The sequence below is a fragment of the Devosia ginsengisoli genome (genome assembly GCF_024707105.1).
In the GTDB taxonomy this organism is placed as follows: domain Bacteria; phylum Pseudomonadota; class Alphaproteobacteria; order Rhizobiales; family Devosiaceae; genus Devosia; species Devosia ginsengisoli_A.
Genome location: NZ_JANQAJ010000009.1, coordinates 347,999 through 371,247 on the forward strand (window position 1 = coordinate 347,999; position 23,249 = coordinate 371,247).

Below are 23,249 nucleotides of genomic sequence, written 5' to 3' on the forward strand. Positions count from 1 at the left end.
CAAAGTCCTACAGATGCACTCAGATCAAAATAGGCAAACCAACCGAAATCCCGCTCAAAATAGGGATTTTGCTCAAAAACTATTCATAGTGCTCACAATTTAGGCGAAATAGCCGATTTAGTCGCCAAAACTCCTACAAATCCTATAGTGAAATATCGCCTTTCCTATAGATTTTTCACAAAGTCCAGCTTTGGCGCTTGCTCGCAGTTTTGAATTATGCAAATGTGCCGGCGTTAGGGCAGCACACCTGTCCTATCTGACGCGTCGCCCCGCTCTCCGCGGCCAGCGCGCACGCTGGTCCGGCTGGCCCGCTCTGCATGAGCGGAAACGGATAGGCGGGGTTGAGACGGTCCGAAGGAATTCGCTTCAGGCCGCGCCGAAAGGCAGGGTTTGCCAGAACCGGAGCGAAGCGTAGACTGCTACGTGACGCCGAACCGGAGCAGACCCTGGCTTGCAGGCCGGCATCATGCGAAAAACGACGACCGGCCCGAATTGAGTGGCCATTTGGATGCAGCGCCACTCCCCACGCATGGACGCGTTGCGCTTCCGAGCCGTACTCTATAGTACGACCCGCCTGAACAATGCGCCCACAGAGGAACGAAACGCATCCAGTCCGCCGCACGCCGGCACCATCAGGATGCACACGACATAGCGACAAGGCCCGGTAACGGGCACGACCAGCGAACGAGGAACATGCCATGGCACACGCGCGGAACGGATCCCAGAACCCCGTCACGACGAAGACCGCCAATCGCAAAACCTTGATCGAGAACGGCCGCCGCGTCGTGCCGTCAGGCCGTCCCGCGGCGCAGGGTCTCTACGATCCGGCCAACGAGCACGATGCCTGCGGCATCGGCATGATCGCCAATATCAAGAACAAGCCCAGCCACGAAGTGGTCGAAAAGGGTCTCGAAATCCTCGAGAACCTCGAACACCGCGGTGCCGTGGGCGCCGATCCGCTGATGGGCGACGGCGCCGGCATCCTGGTGCAGACCCCGCACGCCTTCTTCAAGAAGGTCCTGCCCTTCGCTTTGCCGGAAAAGCACCACTATGCCGTGGCGCAGCTATTCTATCCCAACACGCCGGGCCTGCGCGACCGGGTGGCCGCGGTGGTCCGTGGCTGCCTCGAGCGCGAAGGCCTGACCCTGCTCGGCGAGCGCGTCGTACCCACCGATAACAGCAAGCTGAGCGAAGGCGTCATCGCCACCCAGCCGGTCATCGAACAGATGGTCATCGCCCGCCCCGAAGGCCTAACGCTCGATGAATTCGAGCGTCGCCTGCTTATCGTGCGCAAGGTCATCTCCAACACCGTCTATCGGGACGTCCCGGAATCCGACGGCGACAACGGCTTTTACGTCGTCTCCATGTCCGCCCGCACCATCGTCTACAAGGGCATGTTCCTGGCCTACCAGCTCGGCCCCTTCTATCCCGATCTCGGCGATCCCGATTTCGAGAGCGCCATCGCTCTGGTTCACCAGCGCTTCTCGACCAACACCTTCCCCTCCTGGAAGCTGGCCCATCCCTACCGCATGACCACCCACAATGGTGAAATCAACACCATAAGGGGCAACGTCAACTGGATGGCCGCCCGCCAGGCTTCGGTTTCCTCGCCGCTCTTCGGCGACGACATCACCAAGATCTGGCCCATTTCCTATGAAGGCCAGTCCGATACCGCCTGCTTCGACAACGCGCTCGAATTCCTCGTGCGCGGCGGCTATTCGCTGCCCCATGCGGCCATGATGCTGATCCCCGAGGCCTGGGCCGGCAATCCGCTGATGGATGAGCAGCGCCGCGCCTTCTACGAATATCACGCCGCCCTCATGGAACCGTGGGACGGCCCCGCCGCCATGTCGCTGTCGGACGGCCGCTATGTCGTCGCCACGCTCGACCGCAACGGCCTGCGCCCCGCCCGCTATCTGGTGACGAAGGAAGGCCACGTCGTCCTCGCTTCGGAATCCGGCGTGCTCGACATTCCCGACGAGGACATTGTCGAGCGCTGGCGCCTGCAGCCGGGCCGCATGCTGCTGCTCGACCTCGAGGAAGGCCGCATCATCTCCGACGAGGAGATCAAGCGGACGCTCGCCACGAAGAACCCTTATGCCGAATGGCTCGCCCGCAGCCAGATCGTGCTCGAAGACCTGCCCGCCGTGCCGCCCAAGGCTCCCGAGCCGACAGATGCGCTGCTCGATCGCATGCAGGCCTTCGGCTATACCCAGGAAGACATCAAGCTGCTGATGACGCCCATGGCCACGACCGGCCAGGAAGCCGTCGGCTCCATGGGCACCGATACGCCCATTTCCGCCCTGAGCCAGAAGTCCAAGCTCCTCTACACCTATTTCAAGCAGAACTTCGCCCAGGTCACCAATCCGCCCATCGACCCGATCCGCGAGGAATCGGTGATGAGCCTGGTCTCCTTCATCGGCCCGCGTCCCAATATCTTCGACCTCGAAGGCGTCAGCCGCGAGAAGCGCCTCGAAGTGCGCCAGCCCATTCTCACCAACGAGGATCTCGAAAAGATCCGCGCCATCGGTGACATGGCGGACAACCAGTTCAAGACCAGGACCATCGACATCACCTACCCTGCCGATATGGGCGCGGTGGGCATGGAAGCGGCTATCGATGCCATCTGCCAGGAGGCCGAGGCGGCCGTCCGCGGCGAATACAACATCATCATTCTCTCTGACCGGCGCATCGCCGCCGACCGGCTCGATATCCCCACCCTGCTGGCCCTCGCCGCCGTGCATCACCATCTGATCCGCAAGGGGTTGCGCACCTCGACGGGCCTCGTGATGGAGACCGGCGAAGCTCGCGAAATGCACCACTTCGCCATGCTGGCCGGCTATGGCGCCGAAGCCATCAATCCCTATCTGGCCTTCGAAGTGCTCTCCGCGCTCCATGCCGAAGGTGAATTCCCCGACGAGGTGGATGCCGCCGAAGTCGTGCACCGCTATATCAAGTCGGTCGGCAAGGGCCTGCTCAAGGTCATGTCCAAGATGGGCATTTCGACCTACCAGTCCTATTGCGGCGCGCAGATTTTCGACGCCGTGGGCCTCAGCACGGAATTCGTCAACAAGTACTTCTTCGGCACCGCCACCACTATCGAGGGCGTCGGTCTCAAGGAAGTCGCCCAGGAAACCGTGCGCCGCCACGCTTTGGCCTTCGGCGACGATGCCGTTTTGCGCAAGGCGCTCGATGTCGGCGGCGACTATGCCTATCGCATCCGCGGCGAAAAGCACGCCTGGAGCCCCGATGCCGTGGCCGATCTGCAGCATGCCGTCCGCACCAAGGACGAGAATGCCGAAACCGCGCAGGACCGCTATAACAGCTTCGCCGCCCGGGTGAATTCCGGCGAAAACGGCTACCTCGCCATCCGCAACCTCTTCGATATCCGCCCGCTCGGCGAAGCCGTGCCGCTGGAGGAAGTCGAACCGGCCGCCGATATCGTCCGCCGCTTCGTCACCGGCGCCATGTCCTTCGGCTCGATCTCGCGCGAAGCCCACACCACTCTCGCCCAGGCGATGAACCGCATCGGCGGCAAGTCCAATACCGGCGAAGGCGGCGAGGAACCCGACCGCTACAAGCCCCTGCCCGATGGCTCGCGCAATCCCCTGCGCAGCGCCATCAAGCAGGTCGCCTCCGGCCGCTTCGGCGTCACCACCGAATATCTGGTCAATGCCGACCAGCTCCAGATCAAGGTCGCGCAGGGCGCCAAGCCCGGCGAGGGCGGCCAATTGCCCGGCCACAAGGTCGACTGGATCGTCGCCAAGACGCGCCATTCCACGCCGGGCGTGGGCCTCATCAGCCCGCCGCCGCATCACGACATCTATTCCATCGAAGACCTCGCCCAGCTCATCTACGACCTCAAGAACGTCAACGAGCAGGCCGATATCTCGGTCAAGCTGGTCTCCGAAGTCGGTGTCGGCACGGTGGCGGCCGGCGTCGCCAAGGCCCGCGCCGATCACATCACCGTCTCGGGCTATGATGGCGGCACGGGCGCGTCTCCGCTCACCTCGCTCAAGCATGCCGGCGGCCCCTGGGAAATCGGCCTGGCCGAAACCCACCAGACCCTGGTGCTGAATCGCCTGCGCTCCCGCGTCATCCTCCAGGTCGATGGCGGTCTCAAGACCGGCCGCGACGTGCTGATCGGCGCCCTGCTCGGCGCCGACGAATTCGGCTTCTCCACCGCGCCGCTGATCGCGGCCGGCTGCATCATGATGCGCAAGTGCCACCTCAATACCTGCCCGGTTGGCGTCGCCACCCAGGACCCGGTTTTGCGCAAGCGCTTCAAGGGCACGCCCGAACACGTCATCAACTACTTCTTCTTCATCGCCGAAGAGCTGCGCGGCCTGATGGCCGAACTTGGCGCCCGCAACCTGCGCGACCTCATCGGCCGCTCGGACCTGCTCGACCAGAAGCACCTCGCCGAATACTGGAAGAGCGAAGGCATCGACTTCACCAAGCTGTTCCACAAGCCCGAAGCGCTCGGCGGCGATACGCTCTACCACTCCGAGGCGCAGGACCATCACCTCGAGGCCGTGCTCGATCGCCAGTTGATCGAGCTGGCCCAGCCGGCGCTGACCAGCGGCCAGCCCGTACAGATCGAGCTGCCCATCCGCAGCCGCGACCGCTCGACCGGCGCCATGCTGTCGGGCGCCGTGGCCAGGCAGTATGGCCATGAGGGTCTGCCCGAGGACACCATTTCGATCAAACTATCAGGCACGGCCGGCCAGGCCTTCGGCGCCTTCCTCGCCCGCGGCATTTCCATCGACATGGTGGGTGATGCCAATGACTATGTCGGCAAGGGCCTCAGCGGCGGCCGCATCGTCGTCCGTCCCTCCGACAAGGTCAGCTTCGATCCATCGAAGTCGATCATCGTCGGCAATACCGTGCTCTATGGCGCCATTGCGGGCGAATGCTACTTCCGCGGTGTGGCCGGCGAACGCTTTGCCGTCCGCAATTCCGGCGCCATCGCCGTGGTCGAAGGCACCGGCGATCATGGCTGCGAATACATGACCGGCGGTGTCGTGGTCGTCATCGGCCCCACCGGCCGCAACTTCGCTGCCGGCATGAGTGGCGGTGTGGCCTATGTGCTGGACGAGGACGAAACCTTCCGCCAGCGCTGCAACCTGGCCATGGTCGATCTCGAACCCGTCGCCGAGGAAGAAGCCCTCATGCGGCAGCTCCACCATCATGGCGGGGATCTGGAATGGCATGGCCGCGTCGACATATCCGGCGACATGACCCGCCACGACGATGAACGCCTGCACCAGCTCATCTCCAACCACCTGCACTATACCGGCTCGGACCGCGCCCGCTTCATCCTCGACAACTGGGTCGAGATGCGCCCGAAATTCGTCAAGGTGATGCCGGTCGAATACCGCCGCGCCATCCAGGAAATGGAAAAGAAACGGGCGGCAGGCGGCATGGGCATGGCGGCGGCGGAGTAACGCCTCAATCTTCACCTCCCCTTGCTGGGGAGGCCAAAACCCACCGGGTCATTCCCGCGAAAGCGGGAACCTCTGTTGACCAAACCAGAAGCGAAACAGAGGTCCCCGCTTTCGCGGGGATGACGTGGTGATCGGAATAAATGGCGGTCTGACCACCGCAAGTGCAGCAGTTAGGGGCACGACAAATGGGTAAGGTAACAGGCTTTCTCGAGATCGACCGCGAAGAGCCCCGGTACGAGCCGGCCTCCGATCGCATCCGTCATTTCGGCGAATTCACCATTCCGATGAGCGAAGGCCGCATCGTCGACCAGGCGGCACGCTGCATGGATTGCGGCATTCCCTTCTGCCACGGCGATACCGGCTGCCCGGTCAACAACCAGATTCCGGATTGGAACGACCTCGTCTATAACGGCGACTGGGAGGAGGCTGCCCGCAACCTCCACTCCACCAACAACTTCCCCGAATTCACCGGCCGTATCTGCCCCGCCCCTTGCGAGGAAGCCTGCACGCTGAACCTGGAAGACATCCCGGTCGCCATCAAGACGGTCGAACAGGCCATCGCCGACCGCGCCATCCGCAATGGCTGGATCAAGCCGCAGATATCAGCGAGCAAGACCGGCAAGTCCGTCGCCATTGTCGGCTCGGGGCCGGCAGGCATGTCGGCGGCCCAGCAACTGGCCCGCGCCGGCCATGACGTACATGTCTATGAGCGCGAGCCCAAGGCCGGCGGCCTGATGCGCTACGGCATCCCTGACTTCAAGATGGAAAAGCAGCATATCGACTTCCGCGTCACCCAGATGGAAGCCGAAGGCGTCACCTTCCACTACAACGAGAATATCGGCGTCACCCGGCCCCTGTCCGACCTGCAGGCCCGGCACGATGCCGTACTGCTCTGTGGCGGTTCGGAAAAGCCGCGCGATGTCGATAGCGAGGGCACCGACCTCAACGGCGTCCACTTCGCCATGCCCTTCCTCGTGCAGCAGAACCGCCGCCTCGGCGGCGAGGATGTGTCGTCCGAAGTCCAGCTCACCGCCGCGGGCAAGCATGTCGTCGTGGTCGGCGGCGGCGATACCGCGTCGGACTGCGTCGGCACCAGCTTCCGCCAGGGCGCCATCGCCGTCACCCAGCTCGACGTGCGCCCCATGCCGCCGGAACTGGAAAACAAGCTGACCAACTGGCCCAACTGGGCGGTCAAGATGCGCACCTCCTCGTCGCAGGCCGAAGGCGCCATCCGCGAATTCGCTGCCGGCACGATGAAGATCATCGGCAATGCCAAGGGCCAGGTCACGGGCGTCGAATGCGCCCGCGTCGACCGCAAGCGCCAGCCCATTCCCGGTACCGAATTCGTCATCAAGGCCGACATCGTGCTGCTGGCCATCGGCTTCGCCCACCCGATCCACGAGGGCATGCTGGAGCAACTGGGCGCCCAGCTCGACAAGCGCGGCAATCTCTTCGCCGACACGATGAGCTACAAGACGACCGTCCCCAAGGTCTACGCCGCCGGCGACATGCGCCGCGGCCAGTCCCTCGTTGTCTGGGCCATCCGCGAAGGCCGCCAGGCCGCCCGCTCGATCGACTACGACCTGATGGGCAAGACGGATTTGCCGCGATAGGAACGCAGGGCACGATCACGCCACGATCACCACACGGATTCCTCCCCCTATCAGGGGGAGGTTAGGAGGGGGTATCCCCACAGGAATCATTCCCGCTTCCGCCCCGTCGATGCTAACAGTCTGTTAGCGTATTCGACCCCTCTGCTAACCGGAATCGCGCATGACCCAGAAGCCTTACACCGTCGATGAACTGATCTCGGCCAAGGCCATCGCCGCCCGCGTGGAAGCCCTCGCCCGGGAGATATCCACCCATTATGCCGATACCGACAAGCTGGTCGTCGTCGGCCTGCTGCGCGGTTCCTTCATCTTCATCGCCGACCTGGTCCGCGAGCTCGACCTGCCCGTCGAAGTCGATTTCCTCGAAGCCTCTTCTTACGGCAACTCCACCGAATCCAGTCGGGAAGTCCGCATCCTCAAGGACTTGCGCGGCGAGATCGCCGGCCGCGACGTGCTTGTCGTCGAAGACATTGTCGACACCGGCTATACCCTCAAGCACGTCCTCGAAATCCTCGAGACCCGTCATCCCCGCCGCATGGAAGTCTGCGCTTTGCTCAACAAGCCGAGCCGCCGCGAGACCGACGTCACCGCCCGCTGGGTCGGCTTCGACATTCCCGACAAATTCGTCGTCGGCTACGGCATCGACTACGCCCAGCGCAACCGCAACCTCCCCCATATCGGCGCCGTCCGCTTCACCGACTGAGCACTCCTCGCGCCCCATCCACCGCGCCGTTCCTCCCCCTATCAGGGGGAGGAACGGCGGGGGTATCCGGGCAAAGCCAAAAACTTATCCCCATCGACAATGGGAGCGGCATAATAGGCGTTCGCCGCGGATCACCGTCCGCCGTCATTCTCCACCGCGCCGGCCGCCGGATCGATCCCCACGCCGAACGCATCGGCCCGCCCCACCGGCGCCGACACCAGTTGCTCGAGCGTGAAGGGCGCCGTGGCTGGCGCGCTCGCCGCCGTCACCAGGTCCGTAGCCCGCGCCGGCACCCGGCTGATCGGGATGACAGCGCCTGCCACTTCCAGCAGCCGCGCCGCCCCCAGCCCCTGATAGGGTGGCCGCAACATCGCCGCCGCATCGGTGCCCAGCAGCGGATCGGCCACCGCCATGGTGACACCGCCACCGCGATAGAACGCCCTGATGGTCTGGCTCAGATAGAAGGCCAGCTTGTCCGAGCCGGCCGAGGAAAAGTGGATGCCGTCATCCTTGCGCATGCGCGCATTCTGCCCGTTCACGTCAGGCCCATAGGACGAATATTTGCCGTCCTCGCCTAGAAATCTCTCATAGATATCAAGGAATTCCGCGCCGCCCGAAAAGCTGGCCAGCCGCTGGATATTGCTGATCTGGCTGATCGCAGCCGAATACTCGCTCTTCGACATGGGCGGCAGGCCCACCCAGATCACCGGCTTGCGCGCCGCCCGCAGCTTGCCGAGAAAGGCGGTGATCCGGCCTTGATAGGCAGCGGTCCACTGTTCGGTCAGCGGCGCGAAGCTCCCCCACTCGTCGTGATCTCCTGCCGGTCATTGATGCCGATGATCACCACCGCCAGGTCGAAACTGTCGGCCGCGATCTGCTCGGTGATCGCCTTGTCCCAGTCGAAATAGTCGAACCGCACGAAGCCCGACGAGCTGACCCCCTGGTTGACCACGACCAGATTGGGGTCTTCCGCATAGAACCGCTCCAGCGCTTTGCTGAGGTCGATGGCCAGGGAATCCCCGAACACCGCCAGCCGCGTGGCGTCTGGCGCCTTTTCCACCTGTGGCTTGGGCGGCGGCAAGGCTGCCGCAGGGGCGGCTGCCGCCGGACGCGGCGCCTGCTGCACCGGGGCCGGCGCCGGTTCCGGCTCACCGAACAGCAAGTCGAACAGTGTCCGCCGCCGCTGCTCCTGCGCCACCACGATCGTGCCATCGCTCTGGGCAAGGGCGGGCGCCACGTCGATGAAGACGAGCATGCCGACCAGCAATGCCACAACCAGGCGGATCATTCCCAATCCTCTAGCAAACCCGCTATGGCAACGCCATCGGCGTCCCCATCATGTTACCGCGCCGCTGCCGCCAGCGCCTCATAGGATGCCCGCGTGATGAAGCCATCGGCCACCTGCCCCTGGCTCGCCTGGAAGCGGGCATAGGCCTCCTGGCTGATGGGCCCCAGCCTTCCGTCGATGATCCCGTCATAGAGCCCCAGCCGCGACAGCGCCTGCTGGATCGCCTGCCGCTGCGCCAGATCGGGAAAAGCGGTATTGCGCGGCCAGTCGTCGACAAAGGCCCCGCCTCCCTTCAGCCGGTCGGTCATATGCGCCACGCTCATGGCGTAGCTGTCGGAGAAATTGTAGCCCTTGAGCACCAGATAATTCTGCGTCATCAGGAATTTAGGACCGTCCTTGCCAGCCGGCACATAGAGAAAGACCGGCAGGTTCGGATCGGCGAACTGCCGCCCCGCCACCCGCGCAATGCCCCGCTCGGCAAAGAACGAGACCGGCCGCAATTCCGTCCGGGTCGCCAGCAGGTAATCGAAGCCATCCGGCACCACGACTTCCATGCCCCAGTCCATACCCGGCTGATAGCCCAGCGCCCGCAGGAACCGCGCAGAGGTCGCCAGCGCATCGCCCAGCGAATGATGCAGGTCCACCCGCCCATCGCCGTCCCCGTCCGTGCCATGCGCCACCACATTGGACGGATTGACCTGCAGGTGCCCGATGGCCCCGGCCCAGGAGCCGACCAGCGATTGCGCATCGAGCGGTCCCTTTTGCACCAGCAGCAGGGCCGCGATGAGGTCGGCCTCATCCTCCACCAGCCGCGTGCGCCGCTGATGCACCAGCGTCGCCAGCGACCGAACGATGGGCCGGATCAGCCCGTCATTATCAAGCACCGCGCCATAATCGGTCTCCATGCCCCAGATGGCGCCCAGGATATAGGGATCGACGCCATAGGTCTGGCCGACCGCGGTGAACAGCGCCGAATTGCGGGCAATCGCCGTCTTGCCGCGCTCGATGCGGCCGGCCGTGACACGGCCCTCGATATAGTCCCAGACCGGCGTGGTGAATTCGGGCTGCGTCGTCACCAGGTCCGGCACCCGCGGATCGGGCGTCAGCCCGCCCATGGCCGCGTCATAGACCGCCCCGCTCACCCCCGCGGCCAACGCCTTGCTGCGGAAATTGGCGATGAAGCTGTCAAAGCTCTCAACGGGTTGGCCAACGGCCGGAGCGGCAGTCAGCAGGACGAAGAAGAGCGCAATCAGCCGCTTCATGTCCTGCCCTTTCCGCTTACCGGTTCCGCGTCATCAGGTGGCGTTCCCACCAATAGGCCGATTCAACGATCTCGGTCAGGTCGTCATGCTGCGGCACCCAGCCGAGCAACTTCCGCACCTTTTCGCCCGTCGCCGTGATCGAGGCCGGATCGCCCGCCCGCCGCGGTCCTTCATCGGCCCGGAAATCGACGCCCGACACCGACCGCACGGTCTCCACCACCTGCCGCACCGAATAGCCCTGCCCATAGGCACAATTGAGCGTCGTGCTCTCCCCGCCCCCGCGCAGATGCTTGAGCAGCAGCGCATGGGCGGCGATCAGGTCGGTCACATGGATATAGTCGCGGATACAGGTCCCGTCGGGCGTTTCGTAATCTGTCCCGAAGATATCCATCTTGTCCCGCTGCCCCAAAGCCGTCTGGCACGCCACCTTGATCAGATGCGTCGCCAAAGGCGTCGATTGCCCGCTACGCTTGCCCGGATCGGCCCCCGCCACGTTGAAATAACGCAGCACCCCATAGGTCATGGGATGGGCCGCCGCGACATCGGCCAGCATCCATTCGGTCATCAGCTTGGAGCGGCCATAGGGCGACATCGGGTTGAGCGGTGTGGTCTCGACCACAGGCGCCAGCCCTGTCATGCCATAGACCGCGGCGGTCGAGGAAAAGATGAAATGCTTCACTCCGCCCTTGATCGCGGCCTCGATCAGGTTGCGCGACGTGGCTGTGTTGTTGCCGTAATATTTCAGCGGATCGGTGACCGATTCCGGCACCACGATCGAGCCGGCGAAATGCACGATCTCGGTAATGCCATGCTTGTCGATCAGCCCGCGCACATGGTCGATATCGCCGGCATTGCCGGGCTCGAAAATGGCGCGCCCGTCAATGGCCCAGTCGAACCCGGTCACCAGATTGTCGAGCACGACGACCTTTTCGCCGGCATCGGTCAGGTTCAGCACCATGTGGCTACCGATATAGCCCGCGCCGCCGGTTACCAGAACCGCCATGGATTAACTCCGTATTTCAACCGCTTATTCGCCTTGATGATATTCTAGACAGATTGAGATAGTTTTACGTCGATCCTCGAATGGAGTGCATGATTTGCCCAAGCGCGTCAGAACGGCTGTGTTTCCCGTCGCCGGTCTCGGAACCCGGTTCCTGCCGGCCACCAAGGCCCTGCCCAAGGAAATGCTGACCGTAGTCGATCGCCCCCTGATCCAGTATGCGGTCGATGAGGCGCGCGAAGCGCGGAATCGAACATTTCGTCTTTGTCACCGGCCGCAACAAGGGCGTGATCGAGGACCATTTCGACCGCCAGTTCGAGCTGGAAACCACGCTGGAAAGCCGCGGCAAGACCCAGGCGCTCGACGAATTGCGCAAGGACCTGCCCTCGGCCGGCCGCACCAGCTTTACTCGCCAGCAGGAGCCGCTCGGCCTCGGCCACGCCGTATGGTGCGCCCGCGACATCGTCGGCGACAGCCCCTTCGCCCTCCTGCTGCCCGACATGCTGTTCAAGGGCGAACCGGGCGTGCTGAAACAGATGATGGACGCCTATGAGCAAACCGGCGGCAATGTCATCGCCGTCGAGGAAGTGCCCGAAAGCGAGGTCTCGTCCTATGGCGTGATCAAGCGTGGCGCGGGCGCCGACAACAGCTTCGAAGTCACCGACATGGTGGAAAAGCCCAAGCGCGAAGAGGCTCCGTCCAACCTCATCATTTCCGGCCGCTATATCCTGCAGCCCGAAATCTTCGGCCTGCTGGCCAACCAGCAGCGCGGCGCGGGTGGAGAAATCCAACTCACCGACGCCATGCAGACGCTGATGCACAACCAGCGCTTCACCGGCGTCAAATATGTCGGCCAGAGCTTCGATTGCGGCTCCAAGATCGGGTTCCTGACGGCCAATGTCGTCTATGCGCTGGATCGCGACGACATCCGCGACGGCTTCGTGAGGGAATTGCGCAAGCTGGATCTGGAAGATCACCTTTAGGGCTTTGGCCCGGGAATCCTAACGGGTGAGCGTGACCCCGACGGTCACCCGATGCGCATCCTGCATGCCATTGGTGCTGCTTTCGGAGTGATCATAACCGTAATCGGCCGAAACGGCCGTGTGGGCATTGACCTTGTAGTCGGCGCCTGCGCCCAATCCGTAGCCGGTTTCGGTATTGGTGCTGCCGGCAAAACGCGCACTGTTCCAATCGGCCAGCGCCCGCAGCGCCAGCCAGGAATTGACCGTATAGGCAACCTCGGCATTGGCCGTGTAATCCACCCGCGTCGTGCCGCCGGCATCGGGACCGGGCGGGGCCACGGTCGTCGCAAAGCCGGCCGTCATGCGCCAGGTCGGATCGGGCGTGAAGCTGACCTGGGCACCATAAAGCTGGGTAACCACCTCGTCGAGCCCGGCGGCGTCGAAGCGCCGCAGGCCGACGCCGGTCGATGCCGTGATTTCGAGAACATCGTTCCAGCGGCCAGTCACCCCGCCCTCCAGCGTGATGTCAGTGGCGTTGGGATAGGCCAGCAGCGCCGCCGAGGGCCGGTCGAAAATGTCGCGCCCGAGCCCTGCCCGCCCGAACACCTCGAAAATCGGCGTCACCTGGAAGCCGACGCGCAAGCCGGAATCGAGCGCCCAGTAATTCTGGTCCGAATTGTCGATCAACGCGCCCGTGGTCAGCGTCGTTTCGCCATAGACATGGCGCTGCGCCGCCCCGGTCACACCAATATTGAACTTGCCGAATTGCCTTGTGATGCCGGCATCGAACCCGCCGCTGATCGTCTGTGGGGCGATGGCGATATTGTCGGCCAGCCCCGGCGTGCCGGGCGTGGCGCGGGTCAGCGACAGGTTGCCATTGGCGGTAAGCCGCGTGACGCTGTCCAGATCGTAGCCGGTTTGCAGTCCCAGCCGCAACGCGCCGACATCGATCTTGCCATCGCCGCTGGGCCGCACGATTTCCGCACCGGCATCGAAATTGACCGCCGAGCGGCTGCCGATATGCTCAAGCCCGACGGTGGGCACGACCAGAATATCGAAACGTTCGCCTGACGTGGTCTTGGTATAGCTGCCGCGCAAAGCCACCGACCAATCCACATCGAAGAACGGATCATAGGGCTCGCGCAGCCACCCGCCGTTGCTTAACACCGGGTCGGCCGGATAGACATTGGGCAACAGGCGCTCGTTATCCGTGCCTGCGCCATCGCCTTTCGTCTGCGCCAGAACAGGCGCGGCAAGGCACAGCGCGCAGAGCGCCGTGGCGCCTGCAAGTCCCGCTGTCTGCCGCCACCACAAGGGCAAGATGCTCTCCGCCAACCAAAATCGGCCCGCGGCGCACCGCCCGAACCTGGCAGCGATCCTTCCATCTTATGGTTAATGAAGCCTTGCCTCGGTGACGATCAGGCCGCCTCGACCTTAAGCACGGCGCCTTCATTGCCGACGATGCGCACGCGCTGTCCGGCCGGCATATCGGCACCCGAGACGCGCCACACCGTATCGCCCAGCACGACGCGGCCGAAACCTTGCTGGATCGGCTGTTCGAGCACGGCCTCCTGGCCGATGAACTGGTCAGCGCGGCGGTTGAGGTAGGGCCGGTCGGTCGCGGCGGGCCGGCTGCGCGTCCAGCGCACCCAGATTGCGATCGTGACCAGCGACAACACGCCGAAGATCAGCCATTGCAGCGGCCAGCCGATAGGCTGGAACAGCACGACAAGCCCGGTGACGATACCCGAAATGCCCATCCACAGCAGGAATCCGCCCGGCACCACCAGTTCCAGCGCCAACAGGACCAGCCCCGCCACGATCCAGGCCCAGGGTCCGTTGGCCGCGATGAAGTCGATGACCTGCATGGATGGCTCCTTTTAGGGCTGACCCGCCGATGGCGGCCGGCCCGGTCGCACGGGCGTCGATGGCGCTCCACCCCCGAATGTCTCGCGGGCGATTTCGGCAATGCCGCCGATCGAACCGATGACGCTGGCCGCCTCGACCGGCAGCATCAACACCTTCTGGTTGGGCGAAGTGGCGATCTTGCCCAGGGCCTCGATATAGTTATTGGCCACGAAGTAGTTGATGGCCTGCACGCTGCCCGAAGCGATGGCGTCGCTCACCATCTGGGTGGCCTTGGCCTCGGCCTCGGCCGAACGCTCGCGTGCCTCGGCATCGCGGAACGCGGCTTCCCGGCGGCCTTCGGCCTCCAGCACCTGCGCCTGCTTGGCGCCTTCCGCCTGCAGGATGGCCGACTGTCGCCGACCCTCTGCTTCGAGGATGGTCGCCCTTTTCTCGCGTTCCGCCTTCATCTGGCGACCCATCGAATCCACCAGATCCTTGGGCGGGTCGATATCCTTGATTTCGATGCGGGTGATCTTGACGCCCCACGGCGACACGGCCGTATCGACCACGCGCAGCAAGCGCTCGTTGATCTCGTCGCGATGGCTCAGCAGTTCATCGAGGTCCATCGAGCCCATCACCGTACGGATATTGGTCATGGTGAGGTTGAGGATGGCATTCTCCAGATTGGACACTTCATAGGCCGCCGCCGCCGCATCGAGGATCTGGTAGAAGGTCACGCCATTGGCGGTTATCGAGGCGTTGTCCCTTGTGATCACCTCCTGGTGCGGCACGTCGAGCACCTGCTCCATGACGTTGATCCGCTTGCCGATGCCATCGATGAACGGCACGATCAGGTTGAGGCCTGGCTTGAGCGTGCGGGTATATTTGCCGAAGCGTTCCACCGTGAAATTATAGCCTTGCGGCACCGTCTTGGCGCCGGCAAACAGCACCAGGAGCGCGAGGATACCCAGGCCGATCAGCGTGATGCTGAGCCCGTCGAGCGCGAAGCCATCGAATAGTTCCATCGCTGATTCTCCCTTGGACTTCATGGGCCTGAGTGTAGGGTCGCCAGGAGGACAGCGCAACGCGTTGGAACGCCGAACACTGCGCGTCGTTGAGCATGCGGGCGATAGGGCGCCCACCACCCGGCAGGAGACCTGTGTTGACCCAGCCAAAGCCACTCGATCCCAAGGCCGGCATCGCCGCCGCCGAAGCCGCCGGCATCAAGCTCACCAGTCCCGACCGTGTCGTCTATCCCGGCCAGGGCGTCACCAAGGCCGATCTCGTCGCCTATTACGCCGCGGTGGCCGAACGCATGCTGCCCTATATCGAGAACCGTCCGCTGAGCCTGCTGCGCTGCCCGCAGGGTCGCTCGAAATTCTGCTTCTTCCAGAAGCACGATACCGGTGGTTTTCCCGATGCCATGGCCTCATCCCCCATCACCGAGAAGGACGGCAGCACCGACAACTATTTCTACGTCAAGGACCTGGCCGGACTCATCGCCGGCACGCAGATGAATGTGCTCGAATGGCACGTCTGGGGCGCGCGGTTCGACGATATCGAAAAGCCCGAACGCGTGGTCTTCGATATCGACCCCGATGAAGGTATGGACTTCGCCCATGTCCGCGCCGCCGCCCTGGATATCCGCACCGAACTCGCCGCCTGGGCGCTGGAAAGCTATGCTCTCGTTACCGGCGGCAAGGGCATCCATGTCATAGCGCCGCTGAAGCCGACCACCGAATGGCCCGAGGTCAAGAGCTTCTGCAAGACCTTTGCCCAGCGCCTGGCCGACAAATTCCCCGACCGATTCACTGCCAATTCGCGCAAGGCCAGCCGTAAGGGCAAGCTCTTCATCGATTATCTGCGCAATGAGCGCGGCTCGACCGCTATCGCCCCGTGGTCCACCCGTTCGCGCGAGGGCGCTCCGGTCGCGGTACCGGTCAGTTGGGACGAACTGGAGACGGTCAAGGCCGCCAACCAGTTCAGCCTGGCCGACGCCGTGAAGCGGGCGAAGCAACCTGACCCGTGGAAGTATTACGCCTCCACCACCCAGTCGATCACCAAGGCCATGTGGAGCGCCGTGGCCTCGCCCGCGAGCTAGGGCATCGGCACATTCACCCGTCGGTCGATGGTCAGCGTCACCGCGATGACGACGAAGGCGAAGATCACCATGCCCAGCGCGATCACATGCGCCTCGCCCCATTGCAGGCGCTCGACATAATCGTAGAGCGCGATGGCGATCACCTTGGTCTGGCCCGGAATATTGCCACCGATCATCAGCACCACGCCGAACTCGCCCACCGTATGGGCAAAGGTCATCACCGCGCCGGTGATATAGCCCGGCCGTGCCAGTGGCAGCGCCACGCGCCAAAAACGCTGCCAATTGCTGGCGCCCAGGCTCGATGCCACTTCCAGTGGATCATTGCCGATGGCGGCAAAGCCGTTGCGCAAAGGCTGCACCATGAACGGCAGCGAATAAAAGAACGAACCAATGACCAGTCCGGTGAAGGAAAAGGCCAGCGTGCGCGCCCCCCACAAGCCGGCAATCCAGCCGCCCGGCCCATTGGGGCCGAGTGCCAGCAGCAGGTAAAAGCCCAGCACGGTAGGTGGTAGCACCAGTGGCATGGCCACTACCGCCCCCACCAGTTCGCGGTAGCGGCTTTTGCTGCGCGCCAGCCACCAGCCGATCGGCGTGCCAATGACCAGCAGGATGAGTGTGTTGATCGCGGCCAGAGTCAGCGTCAGGCTGACCGGTGTCCAGATGTCGGCAAAACTCATCCCGCTATCCGTTTACTCGACGATGTAACCCGCCGCTTCTATCACCTCGATTGCCGTATCGCTTTTGAGGAAATCCACATAGGCCGTGGCCGCGGGGTTGGCTTCGCCGGTCTTGAGCAGCACCGCATCCTGGCGGATCGGCTCGAACAGGTCGGCGGGCACGATCCAGACTCCAGACTTGCCAATCACCTGGCTGGCGGCAACGAAGCCGAGTTCGGCATTGCCGCTTTCGACGAATTGCAGCGTTTGGGTAATGTTCTCCCCGGTCACCAGTTTGGGGGTGATGGCTTCGGTGAGGCCGAGAGCGGCAATAGTCTCGGTGGCCGCCTGTCCATAAGGGGCGGTGGCCGGATCGGCGATAGCGATCTTGTCGAAAGCACCAGCCTCGAGCACGGCCTTGCCATCGGCAAGGTCGAGCGACGTGCTGTAAAGCGCCAGCGCCCCGATGGCATAGGTAAAGACGCTGCCCTCCACGCCGAAACCTTCCGCTACGGCCTGCGTGGGGCGCACATCGTCGGCAGCCAGGAATACCTCGAAAGGCGCACCCTGCGTGATCTGGGTATAGAGCTGGCCGGTGGCGCCGAAACTATAAGTTACATCATGACCGGTCTCGGCCTTGAACAGCGGCGCCAGTTCCTCGGCAACATTGGTGAAATTTGCCGCCACGGCGACACTGACGCTCTCGGCATGTGCGGCGGTGGAAAGCAGCAGGCCGGCCAGCGCGCCCAGGATCATGCGGTTCATCAACAGCTCCGATATGGTTTGAAATCCATACCGGTTTTCGCCTAGCCGCAACGCACAGGCAAGCGTTATTTCCGTTCGGACATATCGAACTTCCGGCGCAAAGCCGTAACGTCTTCGGCTATGGCCTGCCGTGTCTTGTCCTGCATGGAACGATAGCGAGCGAGCACGAAACGCCCGGCCTCGGTGAGCTGTGCCCCGCCCTGGCTGGCACCGCCCCGGCTGGATTCGACCAACACCTGCCCGAAACCCTCGTTGAGTGCCTGCACCAGCCCCCAAGCCCGCTTGTAGCTCATGCCCATGGCCTTGCCGGCCGCCGAAATGGAGCCGGTGCTGTCGATGAGCTCAAGCAGATCCGCCCGGCCGGGCCCAATATAGGCGGCCTCGCTCAGGGTAACCCTGAGATGGGTGAGGCCATACTCGGGGATACCGGCCATGTCGGACTAACCCCGCAACGCGGAGGCCTCGCGCGCCAGTGCCTCGATGCGGCCCCAGTCATTGGCGGCCAGCGCATCTGATGGCATGATCCACGAGCCACCAACGCAGATGACATTGGGCAGGCCGAGATAGACCTTGGCCTTGGCAGGATCAATGCCGCCCGTCGGGCAGAAGGTGATATCCGCCAGCGGCGACGCGAACGCCTTGAGCACCGGTGCGCCGCCATTGGCTTCGGCCGGGAAGAATTTGAGGTAGCTGTAGCCGCGCTCGGCCGCCGTCATGGCTTCGCTCGGCGTGGCAATGCCGGGCAGCAGCGGAATGCCGATATCGTCGGCGGCATCGAGAATGCGGGGTGAAATGCCCGGCGACACCATGAAGCGGCAGCCGGCATCGACCGACTGCTTCATATGGAGGCCATTGCGCACCGTACCTGAGCCGACAATGGCGCCCGTCACCTTGCCCATCTCTTCCATGACCTTGAGCGCATTGGGCGTGCGCAAGGTCACTTCGAGGATCGGCAAGCCGCCTGCGACCAGCGCCTCGGCCAGCGGCCGCGCCTGGCTCACGTCATCGAGGATGATCACCGGCACGACCGGGGCAAGCGAGAGGATGGAGCGGATGGCGGCGGCGTCCTGTGGCATGATCTGTCCTCGTCGGTGCTGTCTGGGGCAAGGGTTAGGTCGGCGGTAAATTTACCGCAACCCCGTTCATTGAAATGGCGGCAAAAAATCCCTAGGTTCCGCCTCGACTTCGGGGAGGGCCAGTCCATGGTGCAGACGATCAACGCGGTGACGCCCCTTGATGAGGCGCGCGCCATCCTCGCCGATCACTTCGACCTCAAATTCTCCAAAGCCGTGGAACGCGCCACCTCAAAGGTGTTCGACCGTGTCCGCGACAAGATTCCCGAGATCGAATGGCCCTTCTATGCCCCACTGATCTTCGAGATCAACCGGTTGAAGAAGGAGAAGGATGCGGTCATCCTCGCCCATAATTACCAGACGCCGCAGATCTATCACGGCGTGGCCGACATTGTCGGCGACAGCCTGCAGCTTGCCATCGAGGCGACCAAGGTCAAGCAGCAGGTGATCGTGCAATGCGGCGTGCATTTCATGGCCGAGACATCCAAGCTCCTGAACCCCGACAAGACCGTGCTCATCCCCGACAGCCGCGCCGGCTGCTCGCTCGCCTCCTCCATCACGGCCGATGACGTGCTGATGATGAAGGCGAAATATCCCGGCGTGCCCGTTGTGACCTATGTGAACACCTCGGCCGCCGTCAAAGCGGTGACCGATGTCTGCTGCACCTCGTCCAACGCGCTCGATATCGTCAATCGCGTCGAAGGCGACACGGTCATCATGATCCCCGACCAGTATCTGGCGCAGAACACCGCCAAGAAGACCGGCAAGAAGGTCATCACCTGGGCCGGTGCCTGCGAAGTGCACGAGACCTTCACGGCTGAAGATATCTCGGAATTGCGCCACGCCTATCCCACGGCCAAGATCATCGCTCACCCCGAATGCCCGCCCGAAGTGATCGACGCGGTGGATTTCGCCGGCTCGACCGCGGCGATGATCGACTGGGTCAAGACCACCAAGCCACCACGCGTCGTCATGGTCACCGAATGCTCGATGTCGGACAATGTCGCCAGCGAAACCACGGGCGTCGACTTCCTGCGCGGCTGCAACATCTGCCCGCATATGAAGCGCATCAACCTCGAAAACGTGCTGTGGAGCCTCCACACCATGACCGAAGAAGTCACGGTTCCCGAGGACATCATTCCGCCCGGCCGGCTGGCGGTGGAACGGATGATCGAGATGAGCCGGAAGGGCGACTAGGTGCCCGGCGGCATTGCGCGGTGAAAAGCCAGGTAAGCCGGATTGGGCCGGAACAGCTGCTCGGTGGGCACCAGCAGGCGCCCATCCGCATGCGGGCGCAGGCCCGGATGGAAAGCTCCGGGATTGCGGATCACGACGCGATAGTCGTCCTCGACGATGAAGAGGCCCGCCCTGAAGGCCCGTGCCGCATGCTCTTCGAGCGCCAGGTAGTTGTCGATCGCCAGTGGCCCGCCGGCTTCGCGTGGCCGGATCGCCACCACTTCCAGATGCGGATGCACCAGCCCGATATCGGGCGCAAACTGCTCGCCGGTCAAAGCGCAGCGATAGCCATAGGCGGTCATCACCAGCCGATAGACGGCTTCATAGACATCGAGCGACGCACCCGTGGCAAACCCGCCTTGCGGATTGTCGCCGAAGCCATCGCCATTCGCGCTTGCCATAATGCAGGGTCCCGGTCTTGTTACGTGCAGAACCTTACGGACAATTACCAAGTCTGAAAACACTCCGGAGCGGCCAGTGACCACCTTCGAAAACACCCTCAATGCCGATGGCGCCCTGATCGTGGGCGCGGGGCTGGCCGGCCTGTTCACCGCGCTCAAACTGGCGCCGCGCCCCGTGACCGTATTGTCGCCCAAGCCGCTGGGCACCGGCGCCTCCTCGGCCTGGGCGCAGGGCGGCGTGGCAGCGGCGGTGGGCGAAGGCGACAGCAGCCATGCCCACGCCCTCGATACCGAAATGGCCGGCGCCGGCATTGTCGACCATGGCACGGCCGAAAGCGTCACCGCCGAAGCTGCCGCCCGCATCGAGGACCTGGCCCGCTGGGGCACCCCCTTCGACCGCGACGATTTCGGCCATTACGAACTGGGCCGCGAAGCCGCCCATTCCGCCAATCGCATCGTCAAGGTCGAAGGCGACCGCGCCGGCTGGGCCATCATGCAAGCCATCATCGCCGAGGTGCGCCGCACGCCCTCCATCCGCGTGGTGGAAGGCATCACCGCCCTCAGCCTTGCCCGTGACAATGGCCGCATTGTCGGTGTGTTCTGCCGCCGGCTGGGCGATCGCTATTCCGAACCGGTCTTCATCCGCGCCCGTGCCACCGTGCTGGCGGCAGGCGGCCTGGGCGGGCTCTATGCCGTCACCACCAATCCGCCCGGCGTACGCGGCCACGCCATGGGCCTGGCGGCGCGGGCGGGCGCGCTGATCGCCGATGCCGAATTCGTGCAGTTCCACCCCACGGCAATCGCCACCGGCGCCGACCCGGCGCCACTGGCGACCGAGGCCCTGCGCGGCGAGGGGGCCATCCTGGTCAATGACCTTGGCGAGCGTTTCATGCCCGCCATCCACCCCGATGCCGAGCTGGCCCCGCGCGATGTCGTCGCCCGCGCCAATTTCCGGCAGATACAGGCCGGGCGGAAAGTGTTCCTCGATACGCGGCAGGTGCTGGGTGAGGCCATCCTCACCCGCTTCCCGACCGTTTCCAAATATTGCCGCGACGCGGGCATCGACCCGGTGACCGGCCTGATCCCAGTCACTCCGGCCGCCCATTTCCACATGGGCGGCGTCAAGGTCGATGAGCGGGGCCGCTCGTCCCTGCCCGGCCTCTGGGTCTGCGGCGAAGCCAGTTGCACCGGCCTGCATGGCGCCAATCGCCTGGCCTCCAACTCGCTGCTCGAAGCCACGGTCTACGGCGCCCGCATCGCCGAAGACATTGGCGGACTGGAGCCGTCCCGCGAACTCGCGCCATTCATGGGCATCGAATGGGACGAAATCGAAGGCCAGAAAGCCGAGGATGTGCTGCGCGGAACCGTAGCGGTGCAGGATTTGCGCCGCATCATGACGGACCTGGTGGGCGTCGAGCGCAATGCCGAAGGCCTGCGACAGGCCCTGCGTGGCATTGCTCACCTGGAAGCCACCGCCGAACAGGTCACCAGCGCCTATCTCAACATGACCACATCGGCCACTCTGGTCGCCGCTGCCGCACTCAAGCGCACCGAAAGCCGCGGCGGCCATTTCCGCACGGATTACCCGGAGACGGATGACCAGCACTGGGAACACCACACCACGATGGCGCTGGAGGAAGCGCTGGCGATCCGCGCCAGCGCCTGACCGCCCGGCGCGGAAACCCGGGTTACTTTCCGAGTACGGCGTCGACCTCGGCGCGGGTCGGTGGCTTGCAGCCCTTGCGACCGCAATTGATACCCGCCACGACGGCGCCGAAACGCAGCATGTCGGATAGGGCGCCATCGCCCAGCCCGTCGAGCTTGCCGGGCTTGAGCAGCCCGCGCTCATGCAGCCACGAGAGGATGCCTGCCATGAGGCTGTCGCCCGCCCCCACCGTGTCGCCGAAAACTGGCGGTGCATAAATCGCTGCCTGCGCCTTGCCAGCTTTGGTGAAAGCCCGCGAACCTTTCTCGCCCAGGGTCACCACCACGAGCTGGCAATTGGGTCGCGCCAGCAGGTCCGCCACATGCTGCTCGATGCTCCTGGTGCTGTCGAGCGCATCGAGGTCTTCCTCCGACACCTTCACCACATGGGCCAGGTCGAGGAAGGTAGCGAGCCGGGCCTTGTAGCCGGCGAAATCGTCCACCAGGCTCGGCCGCACATTGGGGTCGATGGAAATCGTCGCGCCCTTGGCGATGGCCGCCTTGACGATATCGAGCCAGATGGCTGCCTCGTCCGGCTTGATCGGGCAGAAGCCGCCGATCTGGTAGAGGTCGAGTTGTTCGGGCAAAGCCGCGATGCCTTTTTCCGCTTCGATCGCGCCGTCGGCGGAGCGGTAGAAGCCATAGCGGGCATTGCGATTGGCATCGAAATTGATCACGGCCAGCGTGGTATAGTCCTTGACGCGCTCGCTCAGCAGGGGCTTGACGCCGGCCTCGCCGAGCGGCCCGAGCAAGTAGTCGCCGAACGCATCGGCCGAGATGGGGCATAGAAAGCCGGTGGGATTGCCGAGTTTGGCCAGAGCGATGGCGCAATTATAGGGCGAGCCGCCCGGATGGGCCGTCATCACGATCTGGTTCTCGCCGTCACGACCGATCAGCGCACCATCGGGCAGCGCCACTTCGGCCTTGAGATCGATCAGGCTTTCCCCACCAACCACGAACATGCAGATGCCCTCCCCGGCGAATGCTGTGCCACCGAGGCGCAACCGGCAGCGACATAGCATTTTTGCCGGGCCTGTCACCAGCGGCGTGAGCATATGCCCAGCCGGCGGGCGCGATCCTCTTGCCTACCCACTATTACGGGCTCGGCTCCACTTCCTCCCAGGCGCACCGTTGTGGCGCAAGCGCCTTTCCCATATCGGTCGGCTATATGTCGGACGCATCTTGCGATGGTT

The 23,249-nt window shown here is 63.9% G+C and carries 19 protein-coding genes and 1 pseudogene; 7 read left to right on the top strand and 13 right to left on the bottom strand.

Annotated features, from left to right (window positions below):
* Positions 1–761 precede the first annotated feature (761 nt).
* From gltB to hpt, 3 genes are all read left to right on the top strand, one after another.
* Positions 762–5,447, top strand: a complete 4,686-nt coding sequence (gene gltB / locus NVV79_RS11585) for a glutamate synthase large subunit (RefSeq protein ID WP_369684729.1) — start codon at positions 762–764, stop codon at positions 5,445–5,447.
* 185 nt (positions 5,448–5,632) lie between these two features.
* The gene (locus NVV79_RS11590) at positions 5,633–7,060 is read left to right on the top strand and encodes a glutamate synthase subunit beta (protein ID WP_303989428.1); all 1,428 of its coding nucleotides are present in this window, start codon (positions 5,633–5,635) and stop codon (positions 7,058–7,060) included.
* Between the two features lie 160 nt (positions 7,061–7,220).
* On the top strand, positions 7,221–7,760 hold the full coding sequence (gene hpt, locus NVV79_RS11595; protein ID WP_303989431.1) for a hypoxanthine phosphoribosyltransferase: 540 nt from the start codon (positions 7,221–7,223) through the stop codon (positions 7,758–7,760).
* A gap of 131 nt (positions 7,761–7,891) precedes the next feature.
* Here the strand turns inward: hpt and NVV79_RS11600 are convergent, their stop codons facing one another.
* The 4 genes from NVV79_RS11600 to galE form a co-directional block, all read right to left on the bottom strand.
* A complete protein-coding gene (locus NVV79_RS11600) occupies positions 7,892–8,443 on the bottom strand; it encodes a hypothetical protein (protein ID WP_303989433.1) in 552 nt (183 codons plus the stop codon).
* 98 nt (positions 8,444–8,541) lie between these two features.
* Entirely contained in the window at positions 8,542–9,048 is a 507-nt protein-coding gene (locus NVV79_RS11605; RefSeq protein ID WP_303989436.1) for a hypothetical protein, read from the bottom strand.
* Positions 9,049–9,101: 53 nt separating this feature from the next.
* Positions 9,102–10,310 carry a lytic murein transglycosylase gene (locus tag NVV79_RS11610; RefSeq protein ID WP_303989439.1) on the bottom strand — a complete coding sequence of 403 codons (1,209 nt, stop codon included), beginning with the start codon at positions 10,308–10,310 and terminating at the stop codon, positions 9,102–9,104.
* Positions 10,311–10,326: 16 nt separating this feature from the next.
* On the bottom strand, positions 10,327–11,313 hold the full coding sequence (gene galE, locus NVV79_RS11615; RefSeq protein WP_303989441.1) for a UDP-glucose 4-epimerase GalE: 987 nt from the start codon (positions 11,311–11,313) through the stop codon (positions 10,327–10,329).
* Between the two features lie 94 nt (positions 11,314–11,407).
* Here galE and galU point away from each other — a divergent pair.
* A pseudogene (galU, locus tag NVV79_RS11620) lies at positions 11,408–12,293 on the top strand (UTP--glucose-1-phosphate uridylyltransferase GalU).
* 18 nt (positions 12,294–12,311) lie between these two features.
* On the opposite strand, the gene NVV79_RS11625 reads toward galU, so the two are convergent.
* From NVV79_RS11625 to NVV79_RS11635, 3 genes are all read right to left on the bottom strand, one after another.
* A complete protein-coding gene (locus NVV79_RS11625) occupies positions 12,312–13,592 on the bottom strand; it encodes an outer membrane beta-barrel protein (RefSeq protein WP_303989442.1) in 1,281 nt (426 codons plus the stop codon).
* 98 nt (positions 13,593–13,690) lie between these two features.
* Positions 13,691–14,140, bottom strand: a complete 450-nt coding sequence (locus tag NVV79_RS11630; RefSeq protein WP_303989445.1) for an NfeD family protein — start codon at positions 14,138–14,140, stop codon at positions 13,691–13,693.
* A 12-nt stretch (positions 14,141–14,152) separates the two neighbouring features.
* The gene (locus tag NVV79_RS11635; protein ID WP_303989448.1) at positions 14,153–15,145 is read right to left on the bottom strand and encodes an SPFH domain-containing protein; all 993 of its coding nucleotides are present in this window, start codon (positions 15,143–15,145) and stop codon (positions 14,153–14,155) included.
* A gap of 137 nt (positions 15,146–15,282) precedes the next feature.
* Between NVV79_RS11635 and ligD the strand changes: the two genes are divergently transcribed.
* A complete protein-coding gene (ligD, locus tag NVV79_RS11640; RefSeq protein ID WP_303989451.1) occupies positions 15,283–16,221 on the top strand; it encodes a non-homologous end-joining DNA ligase in 939 nt (312 codons plus the stop codon).
* Here ligD and modB read toward each other — a convergent pair.
* The 4 genes from modB to eda form a co-directional block, all read right to left on the bottom strand.
* Positions 16,218–16,898 carry a molybdate ABC transporter permease subunit gene (gene modB, locus NVV79_RS11645; protein WP_303989454.1) on the bottom strand — a complete coding sequence of 227 codons (681 nt, stop codon included), beginning with the start codon at positions 16,896–16,898 and terminating at the stop codon, positions 16,218–16,220. The two genes, ligD and modB, sit on opposite strands and share 4 nt — an antisense overlap.
* 12 nt (positions 16,899–16,910) lie before the next feature.
* Complete coding sequence (modA, locus tag NVV79_RS11650) at positions 16,911–17,642, bottom strand: molybdate ABC transporter substrate-binding protein (RefSeq protein WP_303989456.1); 732 nt, start codon at positions 17,640–17,642, stop codon at positions 16,911–16,913.
* Positions 17,643–17,707: 65 nt separating this feature from the next.
* Positions 17,708–18,076, bottom strand: coding sequence for a winged helix-turn-helix domain-containing protein (locus NVV79_RS11655; RefSeq protein WP_303989458.1), 369 nt, complete (start codon positions 18,074–18,076; stop codon positions 17,708–17,710).
* 6 nt (positions 18,077–18,082) lie between these two features.
* Positions 18,083–18,718 (bottom strand): bifunctional 4-hydroxy-2-oxoglutarate aldolase/2-dehydro-3-deoxy-phosphogluconate aldolase, encoded by a 636-nt coding sequence (gene eda / locus NVV79_RS11660; RefSeq protein WP_303989460.1) that lies wholly within the window; start codon positions 18,716–18,718, stop codon positions 18,083–18,085.
* Positions 18,719–18,844: 126 nt separating this feature from the next.
* On the opposite strand from eda, the gene nadA reads away from it, so the two are divergent.
* Entirely contained in the window at positions 18,845–19,912 is a 1,068-nt protein-coding gene (gene nadA / locus NVV79_RS11665; protein WP_303989463.1) for a quinolinate synthase NadA, read from the top strand.
* On the opposite strand, the gene NVV79_RS11670 is transcribed toward nadA, so the two are convergent.
* Positions 19,909–20,352, bottom strand: a complete 444-nt coding sequence (locus NVV79_RS11670) for a hypothetical protein (protein WP_303989464.1) — start codon at positions 20,350–20,352, stop codon at positions 19,909–19,911. The genes nadA and NVV79_RS11670 overlap by 4 nt on opposite strands.
* A 76-nt stretch (positions 20,353–20,428) precedes the next feature.
* On the opposite strand from NVV79_RS11670, the gene NVV79_RS11675 reads away from it, so the two are divergent.
* A complete protein-coding gene (locus tag NVV79_RS11675) occupies positions 20,429–22,018 on the top strand; it encodes an L-aspartate oxidase (protein ID WP_303989466.1) in 1,590 nt (529 codons plus the stop codon).
* Positions 22,019–22,040: 22 nt separating this feature from the next.
* On the opposite strand, the gene NVV79_RS11680 is transcribed toward NVV79_RS11675, so the two are convergent.
* Positions 22,041–23,018: a PfkB family carbohydrate kinase gene (locus NVV79_RS11680; protein ID WP_303989469.1), complete on the bottom strand. Its 978-nt coding sequence runs from the start codon at positions 23,016–23,018 to the stop codon at positions 22,041–22,043.
* Positions 23,019–23,249 lie beyond the last annotated feature (231 nt).

Bases quoted from the DNA above. Each gene is read 5' to 3' on its own strand.
- NVV79_RS11590 (WP_303989428.1), top strand. From the start codon at position 5,633: ATGGGTAAGGTAACAGGCTTTCTCGAGATCGACCGCGAAGAGCCCCGG.
- hpt (WP_303989431.1), top strand. From the start codon at position 7,221: ATGACCCAGAAGCCTTACACCGTCGATGAACTGATCTCGGCCAAGGCC.
- NVV79_RS11600 (WP_303989433.1), bottom strand. From the start codon at position 8,443: ATGTCGAAGAGCGAGTATTCGGCTGCGATCAGCCAGATCAGCAATATC.
- NVV79_RS11605 (WP_303989436.1), bottom strand. From the start codon at position 9,048: ATGATCCGCCTGGTTGTGGCATTGCTGGTCGGCATGCTCGTCTTCATC.
- NVV79_RS11610 (WP_303989439.1), bottom strand. From the start codon at position 10,310: ATGAAGCGGCTGATTGCGCTCTTCTTCGTCCTGCTGACTGCCGCTCCG.
- galE (WP_303989441.1), bottom strand. From the start codon at position 11,313: ATGGCGGTTCTGGTAACCGGCGGCGCGGGCTATATCGGTAGCCACATG.
- NVV79_RS11630 (WP_303989445.1), bottom strand. From the start codon at position 14,140: ATGCAGGTCATCGACTTCATCGCGGCCAACGGACCCTGGGCCTGGATC.
- NVV79_RS11635 (WP_303989448.1), bottom strand. From the start codon at position 15,145: ATGGAACTATTCGATGGCTTCGCGCTCGACGGGCTCAGCATCACGCTG.
- modB (WP_303989454.1), bottom strand. From the start codon at position 16,898: ATGAGTTTTGCCGACATCTGGACACCGGTCAGCCTGACGCTGACTCTG.
- modA (WP_303989456.1), bottom strand. From the start codon at position 17,642: ATGAACCGCATGATCCTGGGCGCGCTGGCCGGCCTGCTGCTTTCCACC.
- NVV79_RS11655 (WP_303989458.1), bottom strand. From the start codon at position 18,076: ATGGCCGGTATCCCCGAGTATGGCCTCACCCATCTCAGGGTTACCCTG.
- eda (WP_303989460.1), bottom strand. From the start codon at position 18,718: ATGCCACAGGACGCCGCCGCCATCCGCTCCATCCTCTCGCTTGCCCCG.
- nadA (WP_303989463.1), top strand. From the start codon at position 18,845: ATGGTGCAGACGATCAACGCGGTGACGCCCCTTGATGAGGCGCGCGCC.
- NVV79_RS11670 (WP_303989464.1), bottom strand. From the start codon at position 20,352: ATGGCAAGCGCGAATGGCGATGGCTTCGGCGACAATCCGCAAGGCGGG.
- NVV79_RS11680 (WP_303989469.1), bottom strand. From the start codon at position 23,018: ATGTTCGTGGTTGGTGGGGAAAGCCTGATCGATCTCAAGGCCGAAGTG.